This is a genomic window from Pirellulales bacterium (assembly GCA_036499395.1).
Lineage (GTDB): Bacteria > Planctomycetota > Planctomycetia > Pirellulales > JACPPG01 > JACPPG01.
Genome location: DASYDW010000066.1, coordinates 25116 through 42760 on the forward strand (window position 1 = coordinate 25116; position 17645 = coordinate 42760).

Below are 17645 nucleotides of genomic sequence, written 5' to 3' on the forward strand. Positions count from 1 at the left end.
GGTCATGCGCGCAGTGGTAGCGCTCGATACTTCAGGTCGTGGAAAATCAGGAGCTAATTACCAACGCATCCGCAGATGTTTTGCATTCCTGGGCATCACAAATGCGAGACGAGCCGCTGCACGTCGAACGGCGCAGGAAATCTCTTAAATCAAAGGGCGAAGCAAATGCGTCGGCTGCTACTGCTTTGCATCGTGCCGGCCTTGAGGTTGATATCCCAGTTCTGCCGCTTGAGATCGTGCTTTCGCGACGATCATCATTGCGACGTACGGTACGGTACCACAGGGCGTGGCCTAATTTCTACTCAAGAAATTGCGAATTGATGGCGTGCTCTCTACAGCTTGTCTTCATGCCCACACGCCAAGTTTTGTAGGGGTACAGCGCGCCGTGCTCTAGATCTAATCCGGCACTGGATCGCGTTGGCTCTTTGGCGAATTGCCAATTTACTGAAGACGACGCAGCCGCGAAGAACCACGTGTGCGGTGCATTGCAATTTGATAGGAACAACTTCAGCCGCGTTCCACTGCGGACAGTCGCAACGATTGTAGCGGCGCTTCAGGTGCTAACGAAATGCTTGATCGCGCAGTTGGCCGAATGCCGAGAATGTTTGACGTACAGGCAATTAGCAGCGGAAGGCAGGAGATGAACTAGGGCGAATACATTGGACGTATTTCATCGCTCGAACCAAACCTAAGAAAGTTGTTCGCAAATTGAGCGTCAGGAAACCTGGCGACTCAACAATTGAAAAAGGAGTTGAGATATGTTGCGACATTTACTGATGGCCGCTGTCGTCGTAGTCGGAATGGCATGCATGGTGCAAGATGCACATGCCACCACGCATTGTTGCAAAGGTCGGGTGGCGGACTACCTGTTTGGTGGTTATGGCCGAGGCCCGTTCGGTCACGGCTATTTTCCCTACGCTGGCTATATGCCGCGTGCCAATTGCACCGAATGCGGACACAGAATCTGGTAGGGCATTGACGAATGACATCAGCGATTCCCGGCCAGGTGAACATTGCGGTTGCCGGGATCGCTGGGGGCGCATTCGTTCGCTAAGCGATTTATGTTTTTTCTGCGTCGGCGCTACGTCCCGCTGTCGAGTTGCGAGCACGGACGATCTTGCTGGGAATAGGCCACGACGTCTTAGATTTCCGTCAATTAAATCGAGGCTCGTGGCTCGTCGAACGAACGAGATGCGGCCCTATTGGCAATTCCGTCAGGCGCCGACGGCGAAACGGAGACAGCTTCCAATTCCCTCTTGATCCGGTTTTGTGATGGCAGTCGCTTCTGTGTGATGGCCAGCATTCCGGCTGCTGCGCTACTGGCGTCGGTCCCGCCAGTAAGCTTGCGGTTTGTCTCACGATCTCGATACCGCAAATCGAGATTAACGTCGCGGTGAGTCGAGAAATCGGCCGCTTCTGCCATGTGCCCCGTCGGACTCGCATTCAGGGGGGGTGCGCTCTCGATTGGCAGCGAGGGTCCTGTAGCCCGGTTATAATGCCGGGCACTGCGAACCCGTGAACTGTTCGCATGACGTCTCGTTGTTGCAAAGCATCAGAGGTTAGCTAAGACGATCCGCATAATCGTTGGATTCGGATCGTGAGAATGGACCGTTGACTCCTATCTGCCATGCAAAGACCTATCTTTGACTGGTCCACGCCGGCCGGACCGCGGGCAGTTTTTTATGTCCATGCGTCTTCATGTTGCCGGCTAAAACGTCACACACGCGTCGCCGGTCGATCGCGAACGCCGTCGTTCGTGAATGGCGGCTATAGCAGCATTCTGGACTGATCTTCTATGCTGTTCGTGGAGTATTTCTTGCTGCGACTCCTGCTGTGGGGAGGCCTATTGGCGGCGCTCGTGGCGCTGGCGGTCGGTCCGCGCAAGCTGTGGCGCGGCGTCAAACGGCTGTGGAGCGTCGCCTTTCGCAAGCGATTGGATCCGGAAGAGATCCTCACGCAAATCGTGCTGCAACACGAACGTCACGTAAAAGCGGTGCGTGACGCGCTGGTGCAAGCTGAAGTTGCCGACCAGGCGATTCGCAATAACCTGCGGCAGAGCGAAGAACATGTCGCGACACTAGAGACCGAGGCTAAGCGGTTCGCGACGGCGGGTGATGAACTAGGGGCGCGGGCGGCGCTCTATAAAATCAACCTCGAGCGGTCGGCCATCGAAAGCTTTCGTGAGCAGCTTGATCGCCATAACGGCATGGTCGCCGAATCTCGCCGCAGGTTGTACATGCTGGAACTGCAATTGCGTCAGTACCAGGTAGGCCGGAACATTTTACTCAGTCAATTAGCCCAGGCCGAGAAGGTGGAAGAACAGTACGCGATTGCGCGTCGCTTCGATCCTTTCAACGCTGTGGCAAACTGGCAGAAGGCCGAAGGACTCGTTCAGGAGAAATCGCTTAACGCTCGGGCGATCGAACGAGTCTATGTCGACACGTCCGAATTGGCAGCAACCGGCCCCCCTTCGGCAGTCGACCCCGTCATGCTCGACGCACAATTGGCGGAACTGCGCGCACAACTGGCGAATGTTAATCAAATCAACCACAAGACGCCGCTGGACTCAGAGGACAACATCGATCCAAAGGGTCGGCATGACGGCGCTTCGCTGACCGATCGGGATTCCAAGCCATCCCAGGAAGAGAAACGGGCATGAACTTCTATCGACAACCGCGCTTTTGGCTCGGGCTGTGCATCCTCTTGGTAGGGCTTGCCATCGTCCAGCAAATCTGGCACTGGGAAGTGGAACGCATCGAGGTTCCCTCCGGGCAGTACCTGATTCGGATCAGCCGTTGGGGACGAGATCTTGGCCCGGATGAAATTATCGCGCCCGATGAATCTTATAAAGGTGTCATGTTGCAAGCGTGGGGAGAAGGGCGACACTTTCTCAATCCGCTTTTCTGGAGCCATGAAGTTCACTCGTTGGTCGAAGTCGAACCGGGCGAATGCCTGGTGTTAACCCGGAAATTCGGAAAGCCACTTTCCCCGGCGCGCATGGCGCAGGGTGAGGTTCTGGGGGCCGAAGATCGTGCCGACCCGAGTCTCGGCGAACGAGGCATTTTGCGGGACGTGCTGACGCAGGGCTTTTACCGTCTGAATCCATACGCGTACTCATGGGAACGGGTGAAGGCGGTTGAGGTCGGCGTCGAACAAGTTGGCGTACGAACCTTGAAAGTCGGCAAGGACCCTCATGGGCTCAGCGACGAGCAGCGGAAGGATCAGTACCTTGTGCCGGAGGGATACCGCGGAGTCCAACAAGAGACCGTTCCGGCCGGTACGTATTACCTCAATCCGTACGTCGAATCGATCACGCCCGTCGAAGTCCGCAGTCACCGCGTGCGGCTCGCGGATATCGAGTTTCCCAGTCGCGACGGTTTTATTCTGAAGCCGCAAGTTGTCGTGGAATACGCGGCCCAGCCGGCGGCGGCTCCGTTGTTGACGGTGCGGCTGACCGACGTGGGCGTGTTGCATCAGAAAGACACCACGCCCGAGGAACAAGCGAACAACGAAATCTTGCAAAAAGTGATCCTGCCGCACATCCGCGGCTATGCACGCATCGAGGGAAGCAACTTCGACGCCCGTGACTTCATCTTGGCCGCCACGCCCGAGGCGGGGCCGCAGGCAGACAAGGCGCTCAACGCGCGCGAGGCATTGCAACGAGCCCTGCTAGAGAAAGTGAAGCCGCAATGCGACGCCCTGGGAGTTGAAGTCCGCGCCGTGACGTTGGCTGATATGCGGCCCCCTGAAGAGTTGGCCGAACAGATTGCGCTACGCGAACTGGCGCGGGTCGAACAGGCCAAGAACGGCGCGAAGATACGGCAGTTTCGTGCTGCCCAGGAATTGCAGGCCAAGGAAGCATTGAAGGGTCAGGCCAAAGAAAAGGTCGAAGCAGAGACGCGTCTGATTCAAGCCAAGACGAAGTCCGCACAAATGAAGGAAGTCGCGATTTCGCAAGCAACCCAGGATCTCGAAAATGCCCAGTTGTCGCTCGACGCCGCGGAGAAACAGGCCGAGGCGACCTTGGCGACGGGAAAGGCCGAAGCGGCGGTGATTTTGCTGCAAAACGAAGCCGAGATCGCTGGTCTGCGTAAGGCCGTGGCGGGCTTCGCGAACGTGCAGACGTTTGCCCAATACCATTTGATGGACAAACTGGGTCCGGCGTTGACCGAGATCTTTGCGTCAGACGACAGTGATTTTGGCCGACTGTTCAGTAACTATCTGACGCAGCCGAATGGCGGCGCAGGCAAGTCGCCCGTCAGGCCCGCGGCAATTCCCGATTCCACCACCGCCGGCACGAAATAACCATCGCGGTTTGCGGCAAGTGATGCCGAAATCAAGGAAACCTGGCAAATGACCGAAACGTTCAATCCTCTCGGCACTCCGGCTCGCTTCCGGGGGTTCGCGCGCTGGCGGCGGGCCCTGATCGTGTGGGGCGTGATCGCGCTCGTGGCACTGGTTCTGGTGTCTTCGACTTGGAAGGCCTTCTTCGTCTATGTCCGGCCGGGATCGCACTTAGTAATCACGGCGAAGGATGGGCAACCCCTCACGCCGGGACATGTACTGGCCGAAGCTGGCCAAAAGGGAATTCAGCGCGAGGTGCTCGGCGAAGGTTGGCACTTCGTCCTGCCGATCGTTTATGCCACCGAGATGGAGAAGAACACGGACGTGCCCCCAGGCAAGGTCGGCATCGTCACCGCATTGGGCGGAAAGCCCTTGCCCCCTGGACGTCTACTGGCCGAAACCACCGAGAATCCTCAGGACGAAGAGCAGGGCATTCAAAGGCAAGTGCTGCCGCCGGGATCGTATCGCATTAATCTGCGCGGTTACCGGGTCGAATTGGTCGATGCTACGGAGATCAAGCCGGGATTTGTCGGAGTGCAGCGCCGACTGCTGGGCATCGATGGTGCGAGTCGCTTTGCCGAGAAGCCCAATGAGAAGGGCATTCTGCGCGAAGTTCTACAGCCCGGTTTGTACTACATCAACACGAAGGAATTCGAGGTCATTCATTCCGAAGTGGGCATTTTCCAAACAGCCTTTCGCTACGACAAACGTCCCCAGGAAAATACGGCGATCGACTTCACCTCAAAGGGGGGCTTCCCGATCAGCATGGATTGCACCGTGGAATGGGAGATCCTGCCCGCCGACATGCCCAGCTTGGTGGCGGAGTATGGCTCGCGCCAGGTTGTAGAAAAGACCGTGGTCGATGTGCAGGCCCATTCGATCGGCCGTGACAAAGGCATTGATTACGGTGTGCAGGATTTTCTCGAAGGTACAAAGCGAGAGAAATTTCAGGCTGACTTTACCCAGGAACTCATCCGCGTGGGGCGGGTGAAGAACGTGACGGTCCATTCCGCGTTCATTCGGAACATCGTCATCCCCGAGGCGTATTTGAAACCGATTCGCGACAAGCAGATTGCCGGCGAAACCGAGATCACGAACAAAGCGAAGGAAATCACGGCGCAAACCGAGGCTGAAGTTGAGCGCGAACAACAAATGATCCAGCAGCGTGTGGTGGAAGTCGAGGCCGAGACCAAACGACTGGTGGCGAGCATCGACCGCGACGTCGAAAACATCGGTACTAAGACCACCAATGAAATCGATAAGCTAAAAGCCGAATTCGACGCGAAAATTGCCGCACTGGAAGGGCGTCGCACACAGGTCTTGGGCGGGGCCGACGCTCAAGTAACCACGCTCAAGGAAACGGCTCGGAGTACCCTTTACCAGTTGAAGATGGACGTCTTCAAAAACGATGCTGATGCTTTTCTGCGGTACTCGCTGTCCGAACAGTTAAATCCTAATATGGTAATGCGGCTGTTTCATAGCGGCGCCGGCACATTCTGGACCAACCTCGAAGGTAAAGGGGTCAGCCTGATGCTGCCCGCAGCGGGCGCCGCGCCGGCTGCCGCTGCGACGCCGGCCGCTGGCCGCGGCAACGAAACTAAGTAAGAACCGTGTTGGTTCTCGATTTCTACACGCCCGAAGAAGGACGACGCGGCAATGATGCTTGGCAAGCTATGGCGTGCGATTCGCGCCCAGATCAATAAGGGAGTAAACGCCCTGTGGGCCGCCGATCCCATCGCGCAGATGCAGTACGAGTACGATGCGGCCGTTGCACAACTACGGGACGGTCGTGAGGGACTCGAGCAGCATCGGGCGCTCGTCGAGCGCGTCGGCCGCCAGGTAAGCGGGGCGGAACGCCAGTTAGTGACGTTAGGGGCCAAAGTGAAAGCCTACCTCGCCGCAGGGGATCGAGAGTCGGCCGCGCGTTTTGCCCTGGAGTTGCAACGCGCGGAGCAGGAGTTGGCCGAGAATGAGAGCCAGCTTGAACTTCATGAGTCCGCGTACGCGAACAACGTGGCCAAGATCAAACACGCGGCCAAGAAGCTGTCCGAGGTTCGCAATCGCATCGCGCAATATGACGCCGAACTCAAGACCAGCAATGCCGAAGCCGAGATCGCTACGCTTGTCAATAATTTCAATCTCGACATCACCACCGACTTCGGCCAGATCGAGCAGATGCTGCAGGACAAGATCAGCCTGAACCGGGCCAAGGGACGCGTCGCGGCCGATCTTTCAGGCCTTTCGGCCATCGATCTCGAGCGCGAGCGCGCGATGGAATCGATTCTGGCTGAGCAAGCGCTCGAGCAGTTCGAGTCTCAGCAAAAGCTCAGCCCTGACGCTAATTCGACGAAGATCGTCCAGAACCCCGATCCGAGCAGTGCCCCGAAACGAATCGAAGGCCACTCCTAGTCGAGCCGAGCCGACCGAAGTCTGTAGCAATCATCACGGGCGAAGACCGCAACGCTCCCTCATTTGCCCAACTCGTCCGCCAATTCCTTCGCCCCGTACACTTTGCGTAGGGCTTCGACGATGGCCGACGAATGAACGCTCGTCGCGCGCGCCTGATCTTGCGTGTAGATGAAGTCGAGAACCAGCGACTGAATATTGCCGTCGAAGATCAGGCCCACGACTTCGCCATCGCGATTCACGACCGGACTGCCTGAATTTCCGCCGATAATGTCGGCCGTGCTGACGAAGTTAAAGGGGGTCTTCAAGTCAAGATCCTTCTTGTGACTGAGCCAGCTCTCGGGCAACTCGAACGGATCCTTGCCGCCGTGATCCTTCGAATGCTCGTAAGCACCGGCAATCGTTGTCCAAGCGGGCATCCTTTTGCCGGCATCGTCGTAGCCGGCCACCTTGCCGTAGGCCAGGCGAAGCGTGAAGGTCGCATCGGGATAGACGCTTTCGCCGTAAATCGCGAACCGGGCCTGGGCAATCTTGCCATAGGCTTGACGTTGGGGCTCGTCGACCTGCTCTTCGTAGATGCGGCGAATCTTGCGCGACGGCTCGTCGATCAGGCGAGCGAGTTCGATCATCGGATCCTTTGACTTCTCGATAGCCGCGGCACCCCCGTCAGCCAGTTGCTTTCGAAGTGCTACGTCAGCCAATTTCGAACCGGCGACCAATTCGGCCGCGCGCTCGCGCGGGGATTTGCCGTCCAGGATCTTTTGTACCAGTGGGTCGTCGGCCCCCTCGATCTCCATCAACATTCCTAGCGAGTCAGCCAGCTTCACCACTTCCAGGTCGGCGTAAATCGGCGCCTCAGAAAACAACTGTTGCTTCAGCGAATCGAGCCCCGCCTCGGCATATTCGCGCAGTCGTTCGGCGTTCGGCTTGCTCGTCTCTTCCGATAATCGCAGTAGCCGGCGGGCGATCGTGAACAGATCGGAATTAAATGCACGGCCGACTTCGAGCAATTGATATTCTTCGTAGATGCCGGCCAGCACTTCTACCGTGCGAGCCACCTGATCCCAAGCGTCGCCATATTCCTTGGCCAGCTTCGGGTCCTTCATCACGGCGTCGCGCAGCGCGGTTTCCTCGCGACGTTTCAGGTCCATGATCTTCGGATCTTGCAGGCCGGCCAGACCGCCCAAGCGGGCTTTGCGGCTGTTCTGGTAGCTGAACAGGTCGTCCTGCGCCCGGCGTAGATTTTCTAAGCCGCGTTCGGCAAACGTCCGCAGGGTTACCTCGCGGCGACGGATCATGTCGAGCACTGACGGAAACGCGACGTCCCGCAAGAACTCCAAATGCTTGACCGTATCCAGGCGATTGGTTCGGCCCGGATGACCGGAGACGAAAATCAGCTCGCCGTCTTTAGCTCCGTTCTTGCTCCACTTCAAGAAGTCCTTGATCTTCGCCGGCTTGCCGTCTTCGTAGACGCGGAAGAAGCACACGTCCAAATCGAATCGCGGGTATTCGAAGTTGTCCGGATCGCCGCCGAAAAAGGCGATGTCCTTTTCGGGAGCGAATACCAGGCGCACGTCGGTATATTTCTTGTAGCGGTACAAGTGATACTTGCCGCCGTGGTACAGCGTCACCACGTCGCTGCGCAGGCCAGTCTTGTCGAACGACTCTTTTTCGATCGTATTCATGACGGCCAAGCGCTGCTTCCGCGCCTCGGCCGCGTCAACTCCTTCTTTCACTGCGGACTTCACGCGATCGGTGACGTCCTCAATATCGACCAGCACGTTCAATTCCAGGTCGACGCACTTCACCTCATCTTCGTGCTTCTTGGCGTGAAAGCCGGTCTTGATCAGGTCGCGCTCGGGCGTGCTGAGTTTTTGCAGGCAGTCGGCACCCACGTGATGATTGGTCATCACCAGGCCGTCGGACGAAACAAACGAGCCTGATCCACCGCTGTTAAAGCGGACCGACGATTGTCGCACGTGTTTCAGCCAATCCGCATTGGGCTCGAATCCGTAGGTCTCCTTGAGCATCTTGTTCGGCGGATTGGTGAACAGCCACATTCCTTCATCGGCCTGCAGCGTGGAAACGACGGCAGCGCTCATGCAGAAAACTCCCAGGATGGTTATCAACCAATGCGCTCGATGCATCGTGGCGAACTCTCTTGGTAGAAAAGTGACATTTTGGACGCGAAACGGCCTATTTCGATTTCGCCGATTTCGCCGGCGGAGACGTCGACTGAGCGCCGCGGAACAGCCAGCCAAAACCCGTCAGCGCCAACAGCACGATCAAGAAACTGAAAGCGGCCAGCGACGGCCAGTTGCTCGCGACCCAGCCGGGCGGCAGTTTCGGAGACAAGTTGAGATATCCGAGCCAGGCGGAAGGCAAGAATCCAAAAAGCGCGACCAAAACTCCGGCAATCGCGCCACCGGCAATGTAGCCGGAACTAAGCAGTACGCCCGGGCTCATGTCCCCTTCGGCCTGCGACGAGCGACGGATCTTGTCGACGAGCCAGCGGACGGCGCCCCCCAAAAAAATCGGTACCGACGATTGAATTGGCAGATAGACTCCGACCGCGAACGGCAGCGACGGCACGCCCGCCAGTTCCAGCGTGATCGCAATCAGCACACCGATGAATACCAATTCCCACGGAAGTTTTTGCCGCAGAATTCCGTCGATGATCAAGGCCATCAACTGGGTTTTTGGCGCGTCGAACTTGTTGACCTTCGTGCCGTCGTCTCGTTGTTTGACGCGACCATTGATGCCGGGATCGACGAGGTAAACGAGTTGCCCACGGTCGTTCGCCAGATACTTACCCTGCGGAACGTTTTGCACCTGTCCTTCGGTGGCGTGCCAGACGTAGTATTCGTGTTGATCGTCGACGTACTGCCCGCCAGGTTTCTCTTTGTGGGTAATTTTTGAAACGTCGGGCACGATGTATCGTGGCACGTTTTCGGGCCGGTTGGTCCATACCGTCCCGGCATTGTTGAGCATAAGCAAGACGACACCGATGACCAGCGCGCTGGATAACGCGCCGATCAATATCGCGATTTGCTGCAGCCGCGGCGTGGCACCGATTAGATAACCGGTCTTCAGGTCTTGCGAAGTTGTGCCGCCATTGCTCGAGGCAACGCATACGATCGCGGCCACGGTCATGGCGGTCAAAGCCGCCGCCCGATCGGTCTTTCCGAGGGCAAGAAAGATCAAGCAGGTGAGTAACAACGTCGCAACCGTCATGCCAGAGATCGGGTTCGAGGACGAGCCGATTTCCCCGGTCAGTCGTGACGAAACGGTGACGAACAAGAAGCCGAACAGCACAATCAATCCGGCACCCAGCAAACCGTTTGTCGTCACGCCCAACCCCAGGCTGGGAATTACGGCCATGGCCAGCACCAAGACGATCGCGCCCAGGAAGACGACCGCCATTGGCAGGTCTTGTTCCGTCCGCATCGTCGCTCCGGCGGCCGATTTTCCGCCGCTGGGAATTAGATCGCGTAAGCCGGACTTCAGCGAACTGAAAATCATCGGCAGTGCCTGCAGCATGCTGATGATTCCCCCGGCGGCTACTGCCCCTGCCCCAATGTAAAGAATGTAATGCTTTCGAACGGCCACGACTGACTCGACGATTTTCTCGGTCGACCCGCCAACGGGAAACGGCGCCTGATTGCTGAACAAAAACACCATCGGCGTCAGTACCAGATAGGCCAGCACGCCGCCGGCCAACATGATCGAGGCGATCCTGGGCCCGATGATGTAGCCCACGCCCAATAGCTCGGGGGTCAGTTCTCCGCCGACCACGCCGCCGCGCAACCCCTTACCGGCGGCGTTGGTAAGGGGCTGGTTTACTTCGTCCTTCCAGAGGTGCAGCGCCGTCATCACAAACTTGTGTACGAACGCCAGACCAAAACCGGTGAACACGGTGGCCGCGGTCGCGCCCCCTTCTTCGCCAACGATCAGAACATCGGCGCAGGCTGTTCCTTCGGGATACTTCAGCGTGCCGTGCTGCTTGACGATGAAGGCCCGCCGTAGCGGAATCATCATCAAAATGCCGAGTAGGCCGCCCAGCACGCCCACGGTCATGACGCGGGTCAGTTCCATATCCATGCCCAACAGCATCAGGGCAGGGATTGTGACGCCGACTCCGAAGGCGATCGACTCACCGGCCGAACCGGTGGTCTGGACGATATTGTTTTCCAGAATGGTCGAGCGGCGAATGCCAAACAGGCGCGAGAACAGCCGGAACAGCGTAATCGACAGTACGGCGACCGGAATCGACGCGGAAACGGTCAACCCAACCTTCAGCACCAGGTATAACGACGAAGCGCCGAAAATGATGCCCAACACCGCCCCGACCAAAACCGCCGACCAGGTGAATTCGGCCATCTCGACCGATTCAGGGACGTATGGGTCGTGAGCCGGCGGCGCGGACTGCTTGGCGGTACGCGGCTCACCTGCGGTGGGGGCTGCCATGCGACGAGGACTCCCTGTATTCCTTTGGGGACGTGCGCCGGATTCGTTCGCATTAGTCGCGGCGCGGTAATCCGCTGTCGCGGCCAAGGTCGACCTCGCATTCCGTGCGGGCAAACCGCCGAGGCCCCCTGTTCCAGCCGCCTCCGGCAGCGGCAATCTGTGCTAAGAGTGGCGGGTTCGCCCGGGGAATGCAAGCCCTGTCTGGCTTGGGGCGGATTCACCCCATTCGCGGGAGCCGGCAAAGATGGCGCGCCGTCAGGATTGATCGTCCTGTTTGACGTCGCGAATCATTTGTAGAAAGGCATCCATCGAGGGGCAGCGCTTGTCCACCCGTTGCTCGACGCACGACATGATTGCCTTGCCAAGTACCGGATTGATCTGCGGGCGATATTTCTCGATTTCGACCGGCGCATGCATCGCGTGCGACATTGCCGCACGGCCGTCCGTTCCACGTTCCCAGGGAAGATTGAACGTGCATATCTCGTAGGCACTGACGCCGAACGAAAATACGTCCAACCGCTGATCGGTCGCCAGTCGTTTGACCAACTCAGGCGCCATATAGTTTGGCGTCCCAGTCCGATTCCCTGGCTGCATGAACAGCGGGGTTGCTGGCACGGTCAGTCCGAAGTCGATCAGTTTCAACTCGTTGCCATCGGGCGAAACCATGAAGTTGCGAGGGCAGACGTCGCGATGAATGTAGCCCGCCTGATGGACGGCCCGTAGCGCCTCGGCCGCCTGGCGAATGAGCGAAACGCGGCGCCCGTCCAATAACGTGCTGCGGCCGATCGTCAACGAATTCAAGCCCGTCCCGTCGATGAACTCCATCACTACGAACGGCTCGCCTTGCAGCGTGGTGCCGTGTGACAGAACGCGCACGACATTCGGGTGTGAGACGGCCGCGATGATCTCGCCTTCGAAGGGCTTCTTGAGCCCCTTGAAACGAGCTTCGAATTCGGCCGTCTTTTTCGGATCGAGGATCTTCAGCCCGACGACTTGCCCCGACTTTCGATCGCGCGCCATGTAGAACTTGGACATGGTGCCCGAGATCGCTTCGCGCAGGAACTCGTAGCGGCCGCGCACGTCGACGCGTCCGCCGGTGAGGACCGATTTGAAGCTATCGAGTAATCCCATGAACTTTCCCGCGGGGCACGTCTTGCAGACGGATGAACGCCTACGAGTTCACTCTAGGCCGAGAAGCAAAGGCCAGCAAGGCGGCAGGCCACCGGCACGGACGGATGAGCCTATTTGCCGCAGAAGTCGATGGTCCGCGCGATTTCGCTCTTCAGGTCCGAGCGGCGGACGATGCGATCGACGAAGCCATGTTCCAGGAGAAATTCGCTGGTCTGGAATCCCTTGGGCAGCTCGATGCGAATCGCAGCTTGGATGACGCGCGGGCCGGCGAAGCCGATCAAGGCCCGGGGTTCGGCAAAGATGACATCTCCCAGCGAGGCAAAGCTGGCCGCCACGCCCCCCATGGTCGGATTGGTCAGCACGGAAATGAACAAACCACCCGCGGCGTCGAAGCGCGCCAGGGCGGCCGACACTTTGGCCATTTGCATGAGCGACATTATGCCCTCATGCATGCGCGCCCCGCCCCCTGAACCACTGACGATGATCAGGGGCAAATGCTCGACTGTGGCCCGTTCGATGGTCCGCGTCAGCTTCTCGCCGACGACGGCACCCATGCTGCCCATGATGAAGGCCGAGTCAGTAACGCCGAACGCCACGCGACGGGCACGAATCATGCCTGAGCCCACCACGGCCGCGTCACGCAATCCGGTACGGGCCTGCTCCTCTTTCAATCGTTCGCGGTAAGGCTTCTTATCGGCGAAGCCGAGTGGATCGACCGGTTCGAGCTCTCCGAACCACTCCTCGAACGTCCCTTCGTCGAGCAACTGCCGGATGCGCTCCTGGGCGGGAACGTACCAGTGATAGTCGCATTCGGGACAGACCCCCATCCGCTTGTCGGCTTCCTTGCGGAAAATCGTCCGCTGGCAGCCTGGGCAACGCTTCCACAGCCCTTCGGGCACGCCGCGCTTGGGGTGTTTAACGCTGGGCTGCTCGGCCTGAACGTCAGACTTCCCGGTGCTCAAGGGAACGCTCCCAAGCGTCGATGGCGTAGTTTCTGGGGTCATAACTGCTGCCAATCGTATCAGGTTCACTCAACTGTGTAATCCCGAGTATCGCCTGTTGCGGAAGCGGGAAAAAGTGCCCTTTGGCAGCCATTTCGGGCCGAAGGCGGGCTTTCTGGGCGACTGTGCCCCCCGCGAGAGAGGGCCACGGTTCGCAGACTCGAACGTCGATCGGGCGCTTAGATGCCGCACGACCGGTTCTACGTGACATTCTCAGGCGAGATTTCCAACATTTGCCAATCACCGTGCCCCGCGGCGGCCTGCCAGAGGTCGCCGACCTTCGCGTGGGACAGCCGGGCCTTTACGAGCGATGCTAGTGGCTCGGGGATGACGATCGCAATGACCCCGTCGCGATGTTTTTTCAGCAGTTTTTCGAGCACCTGATCGACTCGGTCGGTCGCTTCGCCGAGCGTTTCGCCTTGCGGAGGGCGGACCGACTCGGGCTGGTCTTGCCATTGCCGATAGACGGTGGGTTGGCGTCGTTTGACCTCGTCGATGCATAGCCCCTGCCACAGGCCGTGGTTGAGATTCTGCATGCCGCGTAGCGGCTTAAGCTTAACGTCTAGCCCCTCGGCGATGGCTGTGGCCGTGGCCTGGGCCGGTTGGCAAATCGAACAATAAACCGCACTGATCGAGCGATCGGCCAATTCCTTGGTCAACCGCGCGACCTCGTCTTTGCCGTGTTCGTTCAGAGGGACGTCGAGCGTGCCTTGAATTCTTCCCTGGTCGCAATAGTCGGTAGTACCGGGGCGGATCAAGATGATTTGCAGCATGTTGGTTTTTTGTATCTCGAACTGGTTGCGTGGACAACGAGCAGGACAATCGCCCACGGCTCGGTCGTCGTTCGTTATGCCTGTCGCGCACTGGCGCGGGCCTTCTCTTTCAAATTCCCAATCGCGGCCCGGTAGTCTTTTGCCCGAAAGATACCGGAACCCACCGAGTAGAGTTGCGCGCCGGCCGCCGAGGCGGCGGCGATGGTTTCTTCATGGATGCCGCCGTCGATCTCTAATAGCGGCACCGGATGCTTGCCCTCGCGCAGCGCGCGCAGTTTCTCGAGCGCCACGGGCTCGAATGCCTGGCCGCCGTAGCCGGGATTCACGCTCATCACCAGCACCGTATCGCAAAAGGGCAGGCAGGGTTCGATGGCCGTTAGCGGTGTCGCAGGGTTGAAGGCCAGTCCGGCCGCGGCGCCTTGGGCGCGAATCTGCTTGAGGACGGCGGCGGCGTCCTTCGTGGCTTCGACGTGGATCGTGACCAGATTGGCGCCCGCCTTGATGAAGCGTTCGACATACCTTTCTGGTCGGTCGATCATCAGGTGTGTCTCGAGCGGCAGCTTCGTCAGCTTGCGCACCGTCTCAACGACGATAAAACCGTACGAAATATTATCGACGAACTCGCCGTCCATCACGTCCAGATGCAACGCCGGAACGCCCGCTGCTTCGACGCGCGCCACCTCGTCGGCCAGATGGCCGAAGTCGCACATTAAAAGCGACGGTAACACGCCAGGCAGCGACGCGCGCAATTGTTCGATTACAAATTCAGGGGTCATACGCATAGGCGCATAGAGCGAACACGCGGGATGTGTTCGGGAAGTGCCGGAGGCCGATCCTGCTCGATAGATCACCGGGCACACGTCATGGTGCGCCCGCCGACGGGAGGCAATTCGGGGCAGTTAGTACACTGTGCAGGAGCCGGCGTGAACCGTCCAGAGTGAGGTCGCACGCGAACTATCATGGCCTCGCACCGAAGTGATTCTAGCAGATTGCACACTTGGTTGTCTGCGCGGGTCCCCTGACAGATGTGCAAACCCCACGGCGATAAAGGGTTACGCCGGTGAAGTAGCACGAAGAAACCCACCCGGCGTAGAAATTCGCTTGCTAGCACCGATTTACGGGTGCTTTTAAGTCGTCGGGCGCTCGGAAAGACGCCCTACCGCTCGTCGACTTCCTGGCTGCGCGGCAGGTCTTCGAGGCTATCCAGCCCGAAAAGCTGCAAAAACCGTCCTGTCGTCGAATACCGCGACTGGCGCGGTCTTTCCGTGGAACGCTCGACCTTTAGTAGCTGCCGACGAACCAACTGCGACAAAATGGCACCGCTAGACCGGCCTCGCGTTTTGGCGATTTCGTCACTGCTAATCGAGCCGTTGTAGGCCACCAGGGCCAGGACTTCGATGGCCGCTTGCGACAGCCGTGCCTGGCGCGCGCGCCCCAACACGCGTTGCCGTGCGCTGGCGAACTCTGGCAACAACGTTAGTGCATAACCGGCCCCCCGGCTCTCGACCGCGTACGGACAGCCGTTGCGCCGATATTGCTCGTTCAAGTCGCGAATGATTTCGTCGACCTCGGCGGCGTTGACACCGCGCATCAACGAAGCCATCTGCTGACTGGTCAACGGTTCGTTTTGCGGATGCCCTACGAAAAGCATCGCCTCAACAATGCTGCGCGGGGTAACCTCAGGCCCGGGATCGGTCGATGCAACGGTGGCCGCGCCGGAGTTGACTGTTTCGGTCGGAGCTGCCATCGCGTAGGGATCTTCGCCGCGCGACAGCATCTCGGCGAATCCGGCCGTGAGGGCGTCGAGCGCCAGTCCCTCATCGTTTGGGTGCATCGGCGATTCGCTGCGAGATTCCATTCTTTAACTTCGCTGTTGTCTACGGCGTATGCGTCCGTCCTGCGCGACGATCCGCCGGGCCACGCCTTATGCTGTTGCCGTCACGCGCTTCTTCCATTCACGCTTCATGAAATTCAGACCATCGGTGGCCAACTGTTCTTCGGTCTTGAACATGCGCCGCCAGATCTTGGTCGCGGCGGCCAGCGCGGGCAATGCCATGCCGAAGGCCTCGATCATCAACCAGCCGTCGTAGCCCACTTCGTGCAGCGTGTCGAAGGTCTGGGCCCAGGGGATGTTCCCCTCGCCGGGCGTGCTGCGGTCATTCTCGGAAATATGCACATGCACCGTTTGAGCGGCGCAAGTGCGAATGGCCTCGATCGGGTCCTTTTCTTCGATATTGGCGTGGAAGGTGTCGTACATCATTCGGCATCGCGGATGGTCGACGTCCTTCACGAATCGCACTGTGTCGGCGGCGCTATTCAGCAAATAGCACTCGAAGCGATTCAGGTATTCAAGGGCCAGTGTAACGCCGCACGCCTCGGCATGTTCGGCGACTTGCCGCATGCTGTCGGCAGCCCATTTCCATTCGTCGCTAGTGGGGCTGGCACCTGAAAAATGTCCCAGCGCCGAGTGAAAGGGCCCGGCCATGATCGTCATCCCGGCAGCCTGGCAGCATTCCAGTGCCAACTTGTTGTTCGCGACGCCCGCGGCGCGAATTTTTGGATCGTTAGAGGCAGGATTATCGTCGACACCGCGACAGGTAACCGCCGTGCGCTCGAGTCCCATGTCGTCCAGCCACAGGCCGATCGCGGCGAACTTGTCGGGATTCAGATCGAAGACCGGCGCCTCGATGCCGTCGTAGCCCATCTTTTTGAGCTTTTCGACGATGGGACGATGCTCCTCGGTGAGGTTATCCGTCCACAAAAGCAGATTCATCCCAAACTTCATCGCTGGCTCCTGGTCGAATGATTCAGCCTGCCCGGCTCTCGGCGTCCGAGGCGGGGTACAGCAACTCCTGACGCCGGGCATCGACTTCGCGACGAGCCTCGGGCAGGAACTCGATCAAGCGTTCCGGCAAGGCCGGCAACCGCACGCGACGCATTACCTGGTTCAAACGGAACAACAGTTTGACATCGTCGCGGTAGTCCGACAAGAATCTCTCCCGCGCAAATAGTGGAATCATTCGGGCCAGCCGCTCGGCCGGTCGCGCGGCCATACGGTTTACGGCCAGTTGAACCAACGCCGGATCGACCTGCGTAACGGCCCCGTAGTACTGTTCCAGCCGTTCGGGCTCTCGCGCGATCAGCGAGGCGTCGAGCAGGATTTCAACCAGAATGTGCCCCAAAAAACTGGGCCGCATTCCCTCGTCCGGATCGAGTAGTTCCCGCAACCGGGCCGTGAATCGCCACGATAACTCGGCGAAAACGGCCGTCGTATGAAACCAGCCGTCGTCCGCGTGGTGTCGGGCGATTCCCCGGGCCAGGGCCGCCACGCGAGGATCCGCGTCAGCCGTCCACGGCGCCGCCTGCCGCGGCCTTACCCGCACGCCCCGATCCGAGACGTTTAACCAATCCGGCACTGCGGTCCCTGCCAGGAACCAGGGGTCATCGATAAACGCATAGCCGTGAGCAAAGTAGTTCATCGGCAACATTCTATGCCGAGCATCGGTATCGCGCAGCCCACCCG

The 17645-nt window shown here is 59.1% G+C and carries 14 protein-coding genes; 5 read left to right on the forward strand and 9 right to left on the reverse strand.

Annotated elements, in window-relative coordinates:
- The first annotated feature begins 758 nt into the window (after nucleotides 1-758).
- The 5 genes from VGN12_12200 to VGN12_12220 all read left to right on the forward strand — a co-directional run bounded on the left by VGN12_12200 (nucleotide 759) and on the right by VGN12_12220 (nucleotide 6753).
- Nucleotides 759-971, forward strand: coding sequence for a hypothetical protein (locus tag VGN12_12200; protein HEY4310203.1), 213 nt, complete (start codon nucleotides 759-761; stop codon nucleotides 969-971).
- Between the two features lie 824 nt (nucleotides 972-1795).
- Nucleotides 1796-2659: a PspA/IM30 family protein gene (locus tag VGN12_12205; GenBank protein ID HEY4310204.1), complete on the forward strand. Its 864-nt coding sequence runs from the start codon at nucleotides 1796-1798 to the stop codon at nucleotides 2657-2659.
- Nucleotides 2656-4305: an SPFH domain-containing protein gene (locus tag VGN12_12210; protein ID HEY4310205.1), complete on the forward strand. Its 1650-nt coding sequence runs from the start codon at nucleotides 2656-2658 to the stop codon at nucleotides 4303-4305. Before VGN12_12205 ends, VGN12_12210 begins: the two co-directional genes overlap by 4 nt.
- Nucleotides 4306-4353: 48 nt before the next feature.
- Nucleotides 4354-5949: an SPFH domain-containing protein gene (locus VGN12_12215; GenBank protein ID HEY4310206.1), complete on the forward strand. Its 1596-nt coding sequence runs from the start codon at nucleotides 4354-4356 to the stop codon at nucleotides 5947-5949.
- Nucleotides 5950-6000: 51 nt separating this feature from the next.
- Entirely contained in the window at nucleotides 6001-6753 is a 753-nt protein-coding gene (locus tag VGN12_12220; protein HEY4310207.1) for a PspA/IM30 family protein, read from the forward strand.
- A gap of 59 nt (nucleotides 6754-6812) precedes the next feature.
- Here VGN12_12220 and VGN12_12225 read toward each other — a convergent pair whose 3' ends face one another.
- The 9 genes from VGN12_12225 to VGN12_12265 form a co-directional block, all read right to left on the reverse strand.
- Nucleotides 6813-8852 (reverse strand): S46 family peptidase, encoded by a 2040-nt coding sequence (locus VGN12_12225; protein ID HEY4310208.1) that lies wholly within the window; start codon nucleotides 8850-8852, stop codon nucleotides 6813-6815.
- Nucleotides 8853-8946: 94 nt separating this feature from the next.
- Nucleotides 8947-11217: an oligopeptide transporter, OPT family gene (locus tag VGN12_12230; GenBank protein HEY4310209.1), complete on the reverse strand. Its 2271-nt coding sequence runs from the start codon at nucleotides 11215-11217 to the stop codon at nucleotides 8947-8949.
- A 255-nt stretch (nucleotides 11218-11472) separates the two neighbouring features.
- On the reverse strand, nucleotides 11473-12348 hold the full coding sequence (locus VGN12_12235) for a serine/threonine-protein kinase (protein ID HEY4310210.1): 876 nt from the start codon (nucleotides 12346-12348) through the stop codon (nucleotides 11473-11475).
- Nucleotides 12349-12458: 110 nt separating this feature from the next.
- On the reverse strand, nucleotides 12459-13310 hold the full coding sequence (gene accD, locus VGN12_12240; protein HEY4310211.1) for an acetyl-CoA carboxylase, carboxyltransferase subunit beta: 852 nt from the start codon (nucleotides 13308-13310) through the stop codon (nucleotides 12459-12461).
- A gap of 239 nt (nucleotides 13311-13549) precedes the next feature.
- Nucleotides 13550-14122, reverse strand: a complete 573-nt coding sequence (locus VGN12_12245) for a histidine phosphatase family protein (GenBank protein ID HEY4310212.1) — start codon at nucleotides 14120-14122, stop codon at nucleotides 13550-13552.
- Nucleotides 14123-14196: 74 nt separating this feature from the next.
- Entirely contained in the window at nucleotides 14197-14898 is a 702-nt protein-coding gene (gene rpe, locus VGN12_12250) for a ribulose-phosphate 3-epimerase (protein HEY4310213.1), read from the reverse strand.
- A 380-nt stretch (nucleotides 14899-15278) separates the two neighbouring features.
- Nucleotides 15279-15980 carry an SMC-Scp complex subunit ScpB gene (locus tag VGN12_12255; protein HEY4310214.1) on the reverse strand — a complete coding sequence of 234 codons (702 nt, stop codon included), beginning with the start codon at nucleotides 15978-15980 and terminating at the stop codon, nucleotides 15279-15281.
- A gap of 66 nt (nucleotides 15981-16046) precedes the next feature.
- Nucleotides 16047-16907, reverse strand: coding sequence for a sugar phosphate isomerase/epimerase (locus VGN12_12260; GenBank protein ID HEY4310215.1), 861 nt, complete (start codon nucleotides 16905-16907; stop codon nucleotides 16047-16049).
- Between the two features lie 22 nt (nucleotides 16908-16929).
- A complete protein-coding gene (locus VGN12_12265) occupies nucleotides 16930-17601 on the reverse strand; it encodes a hypothetical protein (GenBank protein HEY4310216.1) in 672 nt (223 codons plus the stop codon).
- Nucleotides 17602-17645: the final 44 nt, after the last annotated feature.

Excerpts from the sequence above, each read along its gene's own strand:
- VGN12_12200 (HEY4310203.1), top strand. The coding sequence starts at position 759 with ATGTTGCGACATTTACTGATGGCCGCTGTCGTCGTAGTCGGAATGGCA.
- VGN12_12215 (HEY4310206.1), top strand. The coding sequence starts at position 4,354 with ATGACCGAAACGTTCAATCCTCTCGGCACTCCGGCTCGCTTCCGGGGG.
- VGN12_12265 (HEY4310216.1), bottom strand. The coding sequence starts at position 17,601 with ATGAACTACTTTGCTCACGGCTATGCGTTTATCGATGACCCCTGGTTC.
- VGN12_12245 (HEY4310212.1), bottom strand. The coding sequence starts at position 14,122 with ATGCTGCAAATCATCTTGATCCGCCCCGGTACTACCGACTATTGCGAC.
- VGN12_12255 (HEY4310214.1), bottom strand. The coding sequence starts at position 15,980 with ATGGAATCTCGCAGCGAATCGCCGATGCACCCAAACGATGAGGGACTG.
- VGN12_12205 (HEY4310204.1), top strand. The coding sequence starts at position 1,796 with ATGCTGTTCGTGGAGTATTTCTTGCTGCGACTCCTGCTGTGGGGAGGC.
- VGN12_12260 (HEY4310215.1), bottom strand. The coding sequence starts at position 16,907 with ATGAAGTTTGGGATGAATCTGCTTTTGTGGACGGATAACCTCACCGAG.
- VGN12_12225 (HEY4310208.1), bottom strand. The coding sequence starts at position 8,852 with ATGAGCGCTGCCGTCGTTTCCACGCTGCAGGCCGATGAAGGAATGTGG.
- rpe (HEY4310213.1), bottom strand. The coding sequence starts at position 14,898 with ATGACCCCTGAATTTGTAATCGAACAATTGCGCGCGTCGCTGCCTGGC.
- VGN12_12210 (HEY4310205.1), top strand. The coding sequence starts at position 2,656 with ATGAACTTCTATCGACAACCGCGCTTTTGGCTCGGGCTGTGCATCCTC.
- VGN12_12230 (HEY4310209.1), bottom strand. The coding sequence starts at position 11,217 with ATGGCAGCCCCCACCGCAGGTGAGCCGCGTACCGCCAAGCAGTCCGCG.
- VGN12_12220 (HEY4310207.1), top strand. The coding sequence starts at position 6,001 with ATGATGCTTGGCAAGCTATGGCGTGCGATTCGCGCCCAGATCAATAAG.
- VGN12_12235 (HEY4310210.1), bottom strand. The coding sequence starts at position 12,348 with ATGGGATTACTCGATAGCTTCAAATCGGTCCTCACCGGCGGACGCGTC.